This window comes from Dyella sp. SYSU CM1112 (assembly GCF_058216415.1).
In genome coordinates this window covers 1-11658 of sequence record NZ_JBZEGI010000024.1, presented here as the reverse complement: position 1 = coordinate 11658, position 11658 = coordinate 1, and the positions used below count along the sequence as shown (strand labels likewise).

Genomic DNA, 11658 nt, shown 5'->3' with positions numbered 1-11658 from the left:
TCGGAACGTTCGACACGAAATTATACCGGGATAGTCGTCAGCCGCAGGGATGCCAATGCTTCCAGCAGCCTGTCCACATGCGCTTCCTCATGGTTGGCCGATAACGTGATACGCAGCCGCGCCTGTCCTTGCGGAACGGTGGGCGGGCGGACCGCGATGACCAACAGGCCCCGGGCCTCCAGCGCACGTGATGCCTCCAGGGCACGTTGTGCATCGCCGAGCAAGAGCGGCTGGATGGCCGTGCGCGACGGCATCAACGGCAAACCAAGTTCCCCGGCGCCGCGGCGGAAACGCTGCACCAAATAGTTGAGTTTTTCACGGCGCCAGCTCTCTTCACGGGCAATGGCTACAGCGCAACGCGCCGCTGCGGCCAGGGCCGGCGGCATGGCGGTGGTGTAGATATAGGTGCGTGCGAAGTGGGTCAATCCATCGATGAGCGCCGCCGAGCCGGCAACAAAGGCGCCGCCGCAGCCGAGCGCCTTGCCCAGTGTCGCCATCAACACCGGCACATCGTGCGCATCCAAACCGGCTTCAGTCACGCTGCCGGCACCTTCCTTGCCTAGTACCCCCAAGCCATGCGCATCGTCCACCATCAACGTCGCGTTTTCGCGCGAGCACAGTGCTGCCAATGCAGGTAGCGGAGCGATGTCCCCGTCCATGCTGAACACGCCATCGGTGGCAAGCAGGGCACAATCTTCCAACTGGACTTGCAACTGGCGCGCAGCAGCGTCGACGTCAGCATGGGGATAGCGTTTCAACGTGGCACCGGCCAGTTGCGCGCCGTCAAGCAGGCAGGCGTGATTGAGTTTGTCCTGCACGCACAGCTCGTTGCGCTGCAAGAGTGCCTGCATGACGCCGAGGTTGGCCATGTAGCCAGTGGAAAACAGCAACGCGCGTTCGCGCCCGGTCCAGTCGGCCAGCACTTCTTCCAGCTCCGCATGCTCGCGCCGATGACCGCAAATGAGATGAGCGGAGCCGCTGCCGACACCGCTTGCATCGGCCGCCTGTTTCCACGCGGCAATCAGGCGGGGATCTTGCGCCAGGCCAAGATAGTCATTAGTGCAAAAAGCCAGCAGGCGTTGCCCTTTGCTTTCCACGAACGGGCCTTCGGCGCGAGTGATGGTGCGCAGGCGTCGTTGCAAGTGAGCTTGCGCACGCTCGGCCGTTTGGACGGCCAAACGCTCGAGCAGATCAGGTCGCGGCACTGCCTTGCCTGCAGTCGGCTGCTTCCGTTTCCAGGATATCGGCGTGCACGGTGCCGCTTTCTTCCGTGATTTCCAGTGCATGGAGATTGAGGCGCTGGAACAGCGCGCGGTCGTGCTCCACATCAGGGTTGCCGGTGGTCAGCAATTTTTCGCCGTAGAAAATCGAATTGGCACCCGCGAAAAAGCACAATGCCTGCACCGCATCGTCCATTTGCTGGCGGCCGGCGGAGAGTCGGACCATGGCAGCTGGCATCAGGATGCGCGCCACGGCGATGGTGCGTACAAATTCGAACGGATCCAGGGCTTCAGTGCCGTGCAGCGGCGTGCCTTGCACCTGCACCAGCTGATTGATCGGCACGGATTGCGGATGTTCGGGCAGGTTGGCCAGCGTCTGCAGCAGGCCGGCGCGCTGTTCGTGCGTCTCGCCCATGCCGACGATGCCGCCACAGCAGGTTTTCAGCCCAACCTCGCGAACGTGTTCGAGCGTGTCGAGACGATCCTGATACTGACGTGTATGGATGATTTCGCCGTAGAACTCCGGGGCGCTATCCAGGTTATGGTTGTAGTAGTCCAGTCCCGCCTGCTTGAGCGTTTGCGCCTGGCCTTCAGTAAGCATGCCGAGCGTGGCGCAGGTCTCCAGGCCAAGTGCTTTCACGGCCGAGACGATTTCAGCCACCTGAGCCACGTCCCGGTCTTTGGGGCTTCGCCATGCAGCGCCCATGCAGAAACGGCTGGCGCCGGCTTGCTTGGCGGCCTGGGCGCGTGCGACCACGGCCTCGACCGACATCAGCTTTTCCGCCTTGACGCCGGTGTGGTAGCGCGCCGCCTGGGGGCAATAACCGCAATCTTCCGGACAACCACCGGTCTTGATCGACAACAGGGTGGAAACCTGCACCGCATTGGGATCGTGGTGGAGACGATGTACGCCATGGGCGCGATACAGCAGCTCATTGAAGGGAAGATCGAACAGGGCGACGACTTCGTCGCGGCTCCAGTCGTGGCGAAGAGCGGCTGCAGTCATGGGGATGCTCCGGAAAACCGGCGCACAGTGTGAAAGCCGCCCGATAGGCTGTCAACTCGATGCGCTGGCGAATGGTTGACGACATGAAGGGAGCGAAGCCGCTACCATCGCGGCGCCATTCACTATCAAGGAGTTGATCCATGAGTGCAGGTCAGGGGAGTGCCGGGAACGTCATCGCGTCCCTATGCAGCTTGTTCATTCCGGGATTAGGCCAGCTCGTACAGGGGCGTTTTCTCAAGGCCGTGCTGATGTTTGTCCTGGCAGCTGTTCTCTGGTTCTTCTGGTTGGGCTGGATCATCCATCTGTGGTCAGTCCTCGACGCCGCCTTGTTCAAGCCGAACCACTGAAGGGCATCGCGCATGGAGGCGCCAAATCGTCTGCTTTTCGCGCTGCAGAATTGGTGGCTGCCTTGGCGTTGTCTGCTATGCGGGGGCGCCGGCCAGCACGGCGTGGATCTCTGTGAAGACTGCGCCGCGGAATTGCCGCGCAATGCGCATTGCTGCCAGCGTTGCGCGCTGCCGCTGCCCGTGTCGGTTTCGCAGTGCGGTCGCTGCCAGCGCAAAGCGCCGCCGTGGGATGCGGCCTGGGCTCCTTTTCGATATGCATGGCCACTGGATCGCCTGGAAACACGCTTCAAGTTTCACCGCGACCTGGCGGCTGGGCGCGCTTTGGCAGCCATGTGGAAGCGCGAGCCACACCCACGCCAACTTCCGCAACTCATTCTTCCCGTGCCCTTGCATCGACGCCGTTTACGCGAGCGCGGCTACAACCAGGCGTTGGAGCTGGCGCGATCGCTCGCACGCGGGCTAGGTGTCGCGTGTCGCCACGATCTGCTGCAACGCGTCCGCCATACCGAGGCGCAGACAGGATTGGATGCCGTCGAGCGGCGGCGCAATCTGCGCAATGCCTTCGCGTTGCGGGAGGGGGCGGCATTGCCCTCGCATGTCGCCGTGCTCGACGATGTATTCACCACGGGTGCGACGTTGGAGGCATGTGCACGCACGCTCAAGCGTGCCGGTGTAGCCAAGGTGGACGTGTGGGCGCTGGCGCGCGCACCCGCATTCAATCGTTGAGAGGCTGCTGAATAAACAGTGGCGCTTGGCCTGCCCAGCGCTACGGCAGACCGGCGGCGAAACCTATCACGCGCATCTAACGGCCATATAAAAACGAAAAGAGCACGCTGGATCAGCGCACCGCTACTGCCAGCGCAATCCCCATCAAGCAAGTGCGCGGCAATGGTGACGGCATCGCTGTTTATGCGAATGATCTCTCGCACTAAGGATTCGCACCGATATCTTGCATATATTCACCACGACACCATGCCTGCGCAGCGATAGGCTCGGTGGCCGCGCTGCGCGATGGTATTGACCCGTGCAAGAATTTAGTCGGCCATTAACAGTCACGATGCGCTTTGTTTGCGATATTGCTGACAGTGCATAGTGGTGACAACTTACATCCGTATCCGTCTTTGGACTTCGCAGACGACCAATGCGATGAAATAGATTCGTGCCTTGTGTTTGCAACGAGCGTTCATCATGGCGATTCCTCCTTATCTCTGGCTTACCGACGAAGATGGCTCTCCCATAAAAGGAGGAAGTCATGTTAAACATCGCGAGGGCAGCATTGAAGTGTTGCGCTTTACCCACGGCATCCACAATCCTTCTGATGCCACCACCGGGTTACTGTTGGGTACGCGTAACCATAGTCCGATACGGATCGAAAAGGAGATCGATCAAAGTACGCCTCATTTGTGTCGTGCAGTTGCCGCCAGCCGCCCGCTGCGAACCGCTGAGCTTAAATGGTACAGAATTGACGAATCCGGCAAGGAGCAAGAATATTTCAACATGCTTATGGAAGGTGTCAGAGTGGTCTCCGTTGCGCCGCAGATGCATAACATCAAAGACCTTGCAAAACTCGATTGCAACCATTTGGAAGTGATCGAGCTGCGCTACCAGAAGATCACTTGGAGGTACTGCGATGGAAATGTGCAGTATTCCGACCACTGGCGTGCGTTTTACTGAATGGAAATATCATGCCAACAGTGATCTATGGAAGGTATCGCGTTTCCGATACACGAATAAAGGAAAAGCTTCAGAGTATCGCTGAGATTCTTGGTAGGGATATCCGCATTACAAGTGGCGATCGAACAAAAATCGTGAAAGGTAGCTCTCGTAAGAGCTTTCACTTGATTAATGAGGCAGTCGATTTTCACGTTGCCGGCTTAAGTGACACAATGGCTTTCCGAATGATCAGGGAGGATCGCGTCACTATCTTTGGTGAAGAAGCGGGACAAGATTTTCGCTGGCAGCTTATTCAGCATGGGTCTCATACCAAGGCTGGAGGACCCCATCTCCATTTAGGATTCTCGCCGCTAGATGGCCCTCTCGTTTACAGAGGATTTGTTGTAGAAGGCGTCGTAGCGGGTCAGCCATATACTGTCGTGGAAGGGCCATAGCTCTATTCATCCATTGGATGGCCCCACATCGTTAGGGGTTTGTCATCCGATTGCACAGTAACTGGAGCGGGGCCGGCTCCTTTGTCGGTGGCGTAGCCGATAGTCTCGATAAGCTCATAAGGAACAAGCAGACAGAGGTGCTCTCTGGCGAGCTTGTCAACCAGCGTTGGATCGGGCTGGAAAGTCGAGCCAGAGTCCATGACTTTGCGCATCGCTGCTTTTGTGCGACAGGCCAAAAGATAATTCTTGCTCGGAGACTGGCTTAATTTAGGAATGTCCTGCGCACTTGCGTTGTGGACTGCCGCTAGCCATATCAAACAAGACAACAGGGTATGGCGCATAGAGTCTCTATATCGCAAAGATATCGTTCAACTTTAGGTTGAGGGGACTGTAGCGCTAGTCACCGACTGGATAACCCCAAAGCGTCATAACTCCACCATGGCTCATCTGTATGGTCACGCGAGCTGGACCGCTGCCATGGTCGGTAGGAAAGCCCAGGGTTTTGATTGCTTCGTAGGGTACGAGCATGCAATCTCCTTGCTTGACCAATGCATTGACCAAAACCGGATTTGGTGCGCTGTAGCCGGAATCCATCACTTTTCGCATCGCTGCTTTCGAGTGACAAACCACCGCTGGAGGGTTGGGCCGATAGTGACCTGATTCGTTTATGGCTGGGGGCAGCGATACTTGTGCGCGAGCAACGTTTACCGCAGCGAATAACCACAAACAAGTCACCCACTGACTACGCATAAAACCTCCCGGGCAGTCCGATCCACAATACTCCTCGGTTCCCAGGACGAAATTGACCTGAAAAGTCTTCAAAGCAAGCCTGGGGATAGTGAAACGTCCCCATTTCTTCGAGTCATTCAGAAGTAGTAGGGGCTATTGATGGACGCGCGGCCATCAGCAGGCGAACAGCCCATGCGAGGAATCCGGCTTCACGACTGTTCCCATGGTCAATGAACGGCCACGGGTCTTGCCACCGCAGGCCAGCGGCGGACCCTATCGCGGTTATGTAACGGACATATGAAAGACCGGAGACCCGTGCCGTGCGATGGATCAGCGCACCGCCACTGCCAGCGCAATCCCTATCCACAAGCTCAGTCCCACCCAGTTGTTATGCCGGAATGCGGCAAGGCAGGCGTCGCGATCGCGGTTTCGGATCAGCCACTGCTGCCAGCCGAACAATCCCGCGCTTGCGATCAGGCCCAGCCAGTATGGCCAGCTCAGGTGGGAACGAGTGCCGACCATGATCATGGCCACGACAAAGGTGATCATCAGGACGCCGATGATCGGCAGGTCGGCGTCGCCAAACAGGATGGCGGTGGAGCGTGCGCCGGCCCTGATGTCTTCGTCCCGGTCGACCATTGCGTACTCGGTGTCGTAGATCACCGACCACAGGATATTGGCGATAAACAGCAGCCAGCCCACCGGTGGGACATGGTTCTGCACGGCGGCGAATGCCATCGGTATCGACCAGCCGAATGCCGCGCCCAGCACGACCTGCGGCAAATCGGTATAGCGCTTGGTGAATGGATAGAGCGCAGCCAGCGCGGCACCGATGAAAGACAGCTTGATCGTCAGCGCATTGGTCATCAGCACCAAGAGAAAGGCAAAAACCAGCAGTGCGGCGAACACGATCAAGGCCTCGCGCGGCGTCACCCGCCCGGATGCAATCGGTCTTCCGGCTGTGCGTGTAACCTGGGGGTCGAGATGGCGGTCGGCGTAATCGTTGATCGCACAACCAGCGGCCCGCATCGCGAACACGCCAAGGGTAAAAATCACCAGTGGCTTCCATGGCGGAAAATCCCCCGCCGCCAGCCACAGCGCCCACCAGGTCGGCCACAGCAGCAGCAGGGCGCCGATGGGCCGGTCCATCCGGGTAAGCACGAGTAGGTCGTGCGCTTTCTGGCGATGACGTTCTGGCAGTTTCTGCAGCAACCAGTCCAATACGCGCGAGGCACGCGTAGAGCTGTCGGCCGGCCGTTGCGGTTTGGTGCGTGCCGCCACGGCGGCACGTGCGCGATGAGGCGCGGGTGCGGGAGACGTGCGCCGCGGGCGCTTGCGAGAAGTGGGTGCCATGTCCCAAGTGTAGCGTGCCCGGCTGGGCGGCCGAAGGCTGCGCCAGCGGCTTACGAGGTGAATAAAACCAAGCCTCCCAGGCCACGCCGGTAGTACAGTTGTCCGCTAAGGGAACAGGCTCAAGCGTCTTTAGCGCATCGGAGTACGGTCATTCATGAGTACGTCCATCGGTCACATTGCGTTGATCGTGCGTGATCCGGCACGCACCGCGGAATTGTTTGCCGGCGCACTGGATGCACAGGTTGTCGCCGATCGTCCCGACGACGATGGCTGTCCGCAGACCTTCGCGAAGTTTGGTGGTGTGTGGTTTGTACTGCGGCAGGGGGATGGCCCGTCTTGCCGCAATGGCGATCACATTGCCTTCGAGGTGAGCCGCGATGAACTACGAGGCTATGCCGACAAGCTGTCGAACTTCGCCATCGAACATTTCATGGCGCGCGAAGACACGGCGCTCTATTTCATGGATTACGACAATCATGTGTTCGAGCTGGATGCCGGTGGCTCGATCGATGAAGCGCTCAGGGGCGGCCTTTAGGGGCGTTCTGACTAAATCGTCGTCCCGGCAGCATGGGGCCACGGCACATTCCGGAGCTGCCCAGATGATTCGACGTGCTACATGTGAGTGGCGGGTCCAACGACGTCATCATGAATAGCGGCTACTCGCGAACGTGTGTACGGCGAGGTGGCCGAAAGTAGTTCAGTGAACAAACCATCTTCCTTGGCCTTGACGCCAGGCAGCAACGCTGACAAGCGACACCGCCACAACGGCAATGGTGTACGCCGCCACCATCAGCAGTATTCCGCACACATCCTCGATATCCAGCGCGTCGGGGGTGTAGTTGTGATACACCAGTCGGATGCCATGCCGAATCAAACTCGCGAGCCAAGACGGTATTTCAAAAGACAGTGACAGAAAAAAATGTGCGAGCCGCATTCCAATGAAATAGCACCATGCGACCGATGTGACGCACCAGACAATCAGCACCAACCGCTTCATCGTACCTCTACAGTTCCGTATGCCTTGAGAGTGCTTCCTGGTACCGGAAACTCAGGCGGGTGAGGATAGCTGCGAAGTCCATCGAATCCGACGAAGGATTTAAGTGTGGTGCAATCACGCTCAAACCCAGCACATCCTTTCCGGATGCAAGCGAAAGTTGCTGCGTGCAATACCATTAATGAAAGTGACCACCACACTCGTACTCACCATCGCAAATCCGTGCACCGGCCGGGACTAAGCCAACAGGATGGCATGTCTCATTAAATTGTATGTGCTGATGCCCAATGATCACCATGCCGTCTTTATAAACAGGGTCGTACCAAAGGCTTGGAATCTTCCAGATTATGCGACAGGTCCTGGTGTCCAGCGCATAGAGGGTTCTTTCGGAGCCAGAGTAAGTGGGAACAATGAGTGTGTTTCCCTTTAATAATAGTGGCTCTTCCACAATGCCAACATCCTCGCTAGTGGTGCATGCAGGATGGCCCTTCAAGGAAATTTTCACTGGACCAGCCCACGCTAAAGGATGAGCCGGATTATCAGGCTCGCTCAGCGTGACCGATAGACTTCCACTGATGGATACATGGTTGGTAAAGCGCAATGGAGTGAAGTCGCATCGGCTGGCTATGGCGGAGGTTGAAACCAGCAGCGTGACGATGGGCAGAATGATGAAGCGCACGACTTACCTTTACATGGTAACTGGTGGGAAAAGTACTGTACTTCAGGCAATTCGGGATGCCTCCATGCGTCATGGATAGTTTCATTTTCAGCGCCTGTTCCACCGAGTCGCCCCCGGTATCCGACTGAAACGGGCAGACACCCTCAGCTATCGCCATACGTCTTGTGGCGCATGGCGATGGGGTGCCGTCAGGCAATAGCCTGATCGGTCACGCGTAGTACCATCCGCAGGTGATGGGCCGAGGTTTGCATCACCCGTAGATCGCCGTCGTATAACTGGGCGCGATTGCGCAACGCTTGTTCGTTCAAGCCTGATGCACCCAGGCTCAGCTGTAGCTGTTCATAGCCAAGCTGTTCGTAAGGGTCGCCTGTTCGCGGGATGGGCTCGCCTACGCTTTCCAGCGTAACTTCCACTTCCAGCGTATGGAATGCACGGTGCCCTATGCTCATGCTCAAACACAGATGGTCGCTTGGCGCCTGCTTCATCAGATACACCACCGCCTCGCCACTGAGCCGATAGACCGCGATGGCCATTTCCGTCGAAAGCCGGAATACACCCGAGTCCGGCGACGCTTCGCGGATCTCGCACTGCACGCCCAGCTTGGCCAGCGTCTGCACAATGGGGCCGTCCATGCCGCCGAACTGCCACCACGCGCGCGGGGACATGCCGGCAGTGAGGCGTTGGTGCTCCTGGTGCAAATCGTCGAACTGGCGGTAATGCGAAGCGATGGCGGCAGCCGGTAACGTCGTGCGGGCGGCCTGCAAGAGACGCATGGTTTCCTGCCGTGCGTTATTGAACAGATCATCGAGCACGCAGGCATAGGCCAGGCGGTTGCGTTCGATGGCGAACAGTTCACGACGTGCGAGGCGGCGCGAGGCGCGTTCGCGCTGTTCGGACAGTTGTTCGGAAGAGGTTCGCACACCAAAAAGCAACAAGACCGACATCACTGCGGCGACTAGGCACTGCATCTGTATGGTAATGAGGTCATCGCGCGTAGGCATCATTACGACAATACTTAGATTGGTGGCTGCCCCGACAATGGCAGTGCTCTGCCAACCATAACGCCATGCAGCCGTAGCAAGAGTGGCCAATACACCACACAGTGCCAGATAGTGCATGCCTTCACCCACATACTGTTCCGCAGTAGCCAGGGCAATGATAATGGCGAGTAGCGCGCCAGTCCCTTTCCAGTGAAAGTCTTGAGCAGCGCTTAGAAGAACCTTCAGGCGAAGGCGATGTTGCCTGACAATACGCCGCACGTTTGACGCGACCCACAATGCGACGGGCGTGATTGTCAGTAGGCTCAGATATCCACTCGTAACTAAACGGCAGCCAAAAACCCACAAAGTTATAGGCTGCTCGCCGGGGGCAAGTTGCTTGAGCAGGGTGTAATTGAGCACGCCATGCAGTGCGGAAGCCAGCGACAAAAGAAACATGCAAAGCAGAAGTGCGCCTGCGTTTCGAGAAAGACATTTCTCGAAACCCGGTAATTGCTTGCGCATCAGATAAACGATCGGCGCGGAATACAACATGGGTGGAGTGCTGGCCACCACGACCCAGGGCAAGCCAAATAAAGCTAAGCATTGGTAGTTTTCATAACCAAGAGGAATGGCCTCGCCTATCATTAAGGCAGGCCAATATCGTGTGGGTAAGAGCAGCAGACATATTAGCCGCAGGCCAGCCACTGGTATCCAATTGATAAAGCTGTTGCCCGACAACGACGCTTCGCGTAGCGCGGCATACGCCAGGCCATAAGCCAATGCCGCCAACGCGCAACGCACCCAAAACGACAGCTTGCTTTCCATGGTTACCCTCGACCCCATGTAATTGGGGAAATCAGAAGGCTTATGTTCCATGCCTGCGCCTCGCGCGCAATGCCGAGGGCCTTGTGAATTGTCTTAAAAAGGTTCCCCTCGATCCCTAAAGCGCCGCTTTTGGGAAAAGCTACCCGTCCCTGTCTCAGGTTCCCGCAAGGGGCTTTTTTATACCTGCTTTTATTTCCCATAAGGAGATTTTCATGCGTCTGTCATCCAACGCCATGGTCCTGTGTCTGGCTGTTTCCACCTCGCTGGCATTTGCCGTCCCGTGTCATGCGCAGACCGTTTCGCTTACCAGCAATTCCTTTCCATCGGCTTCCTGCGAGCAGAATCCCAACATCACGCCATCGTTACGGATCTGTGCGTTCCAGCAAGGCGACGTGCGTTATTACCACATCGATACCACGGAAGGCAGGCATGCGCGCCTTGCCGTCGTGGATGGTGATGTGGAAGTGCTTCCCGTAGGCCATGAAACGGTACGTATCGCGCTATCCCCTAAGGCGCCGTCATCATCCGGCATGGAAACCATGGTTTATCGGGACGCGACCCTGGAAATCGACGCCGCGCTGAATCCACAGAACCATTTGACTTGGGTCGTGCGTCCGCTCACTCGCCAAGTATCACGAACCGCGCTGGACATGTGTACAGGTGCTGGATGTAGTGGCAATCATTTTCGAGACATGGCAGCGCCAGCGCTGGACATGTGTACCGGTGCGGGGTGCAGCGGTGGTCATTTTCGAAAGATAGTTACGCCATCGCAGGACATGTGTACAGGTGCAGATTGCAGCGGTAACAACATGCTGACAAACAAGGACACCGTAGAAGATGACACGCGTGGGTCCGACATTCAGCACTAAGCCTGGTCTGAATCAATCGCTATCTCGGCGATGCATTTCTCAATAGCGACTGATCAAGCCGGGATCCTGTGATGCGCTCAGTGAGTGCGGACACGGATCCCGGCTTTCGCCTGGAGCACAACACCAGCGTACGGCATCCCTAGCGGCGCGATGCTTGTTCTCGATTGCCCACCGCAAAAATTCGCTCAGGCAATCGGAACCCGCGCAGTTTCAGCAACTCCAGCGGCCCCTCACCCAGTTGCGTGCGCAACACGTAATGCAAGGGCTCCGTATCGGGTTGTGCTTGCCAGGTCAGCTGATAGCGGGTGCTGTCCAGTGGCTTGACCTGGGCCTTTTCCAGCAGGCGCAGAAACGCCCAGTCGCCGGTGGCGTCGAAGGCAATGCGTACGCCAGCATGCAGGGTTTCCCAGGTCAGCATCGCGTGACCGGCCAGGCCATCGCCCGGCCAGGCCACGCGTGCCCAGGCTTCGGGCTGGTTGAAATACACGATCTGCTGCTGGTCGATCGTCAAGGCCGTGCGCGTCACCACCGGCGTCGGCAAGGCCATC

14 protein-coding genes are annotated in these 11658 nt (G+C 57.8%); 6 read left to right on the top strand and 8 right to left on the bottom strand.

The features are described from left to right. Window positions 1-20: 20 nt before the first annotated feature. Complete coding sequence (gene bioF, locus AC4HNJ_RS20855) at window positions 21-1205, bottom strand: 8-amino-7-oxononanoate synthase (protein ID WP_490481542.1); 1185 nt, start codon at window positions 1203-1205, stop codon at window positions 21-23. After that, entirely contained in the window at window positions 1192-2226 is a 1035-nt protein-coding gene (gene bioB / locus AC4HNJ_RS20850) for a biotin synthase BioB (protein ID WP_490481541.1), read from the bottom strand. Before bioB ends, bioF begins: the two co-directional genes overlap by 14 nt. Before the next feature lie 140 nt (window positions 2227-2366). Here bioB and AC4HNJ_RS20845 point away from each other — a divergent pair, with 140 nt between their 5' ends. The 4 genes from AC4HNJ_RS20845 (at window position 2367) to AC4HNJ_RS20830 (ending at window position 4681) form a co-directional block, all read left to right on the top strand. Then, entirely contained in the window at window positions 2367-2573 is a 207-nt protein-coding gene (locus AC4HNJ_RS20845; protein WP_490481540.1) for a hypothetical protein, read from the top strand. A 12-nt stretch (window positions 2574-2585) separates the two neighbouring features. Continuing rightward, a complete protein-coding gene (locus AC4HNJ_RS20840; RefSeq protein ID WP_490481539.1) occupies window positions 2586-3299 on the top strand; it encodes a ComF family protein in 714 nt (237 codons plus the stop codon). Window positions 3300-3761: 462 nt separating this feature from the next. Next, entirely contained in the window at window positions 3762-4247 is a 486-nt protein-coding gene (locus AC4HNJ_RS20835; protein WP_490481538.1) for an Hcp family type VI secretion system effector, read from the top strand. Between the two features lie 11 nt (window positions 4248-4258). Continuing rightward, entirely contained in the window at window positions 4259-4681 is a 423-nt protein-coding gene (locus tag AC4HNJ_RS20830) for a D-Ala-D-Ala carboxypeptidase family metallohydrolase (protein ID WP_490481537.1), read from the top strand. 2 nt (window positions 4682-4683) lie between these two features. Here the strand turns inward: AC4HNJ_RS20830 and AC4HNJ_RS20825 are convergent, their stop codons facing one another. Continuing rightward, window positions 4684-5022, bottom strand: a complete 339-nt coding sequence (locus AC4HNJ_RS20825) for a hypothetical protein (RefSeq protein ID WP_490481536.1) — start codon at window positions 5020-5022, stop codon at window positions 4684-4686. A 718-nt stretch (window positions 5023-5740) separates the two neighbouring features. After that, the gene (gene ubiA / locus AC4HNJ_RS20820; RefSeq protein ID WP_490481535.1) at window positions 5741-6763 is read right to left on the bottom strand and encodes a 4-hydroxybenzoate octaprenyltransferase; all 1023 of its coding nucleotides are present in this window, start codon (window positions 6761-6763) and stop codon (window positions 5741-5743) included. Between the two features lie 154 nt (window positions 6764-6917). On the opposite strand from ubiA, the gene AC4HNJ_RS20815 reads away from it, so the two are divergent. Next, window positions 6918-7298 (top strand): VOC family protein, encoded by a 381-nt coding sequence (locus AC4HNJ_RS20815; RefSeq protein WP_490481534.1) that lies wholly within the window; start codon window positions 6918-6920, stop codon window positions 7296-7298. A 162-nt stretch (window positions 7299-7460) separates the two neighbouring features. On the opposite strand, the gene AC4HNJ_RS20810 is transcribed toward AC4HNJ_RS20815, so the two are convergent. From AC4HNJ_RS20810 to AC4HNJ_RS20800, 3 genes are all read right to left on the bottom strand, one after another. Further along, window positions 7461-7760: a hypothetical protein gene (locus AC4HNJ_RS20810; RefSeq protein ID WP_490481533.1), complete on the bottom strand. Its 300-nt coding sequence runs from the start codon at window positions 7758-7760 to the stop codon at window positions 7461-7463. Between the two features lie 175 nt (window positions 7761-7935). Further along, window positions 7936-8436 carry a hypothetical protein gene (locus AC4HNJ_RS20805; RefSeq protein ID WP_490481532.1) on the bottom strand — a complete coding sequence of 167 codons (501 nt, stop codon included), beginning with the start codon at window positions 8434-8436 and terminating at the stop codon, window positions 7936-7938. A 188-nt stretch (window positions 8437-8624) separates the two neighbouring features. After that, window positions 8625-10241: a hypothetical protein gene (locus AC4HNJ_RS20800; RefSeq protein WP_490481531.1), complete on the bottom strand. Its 1617-nt coding sequence runs from the start codon at window positions 10239-10241 to the stop codon at window positions 8625-8627. Between the two features lie 212 nt (window positions 10242-10453). Between AC4HNJ_RS20800 and AC4HNJ_RS20795 the strand changes: the two genes are divergently transcribed. Continuing rightward, on the top strand, window positions 10454-11110 hold the full coding sequence (locus AC4HNJ_RS20795) for a hypothetical protein (RefSeq protein WP_490481530.1): 657 nt from the start codon (window positions 10454-10456) through the stop codon (window positions 11108-11110). Between the two features lie 139 nt (window positions 11111-11249). Here the strand turns inward: AC4HNJ_RS20795 and AC4HNJ_RS20790 are convergent. Then, on the bottom strand, window positions 11250-11658 hold a 409-nt coding region (locus AC4HNJ_RS20790), incomplete at its 5' end, for a type VI secretion IcmF C-terminal domain-containing protein (RefSeq protein WP_490481529.1).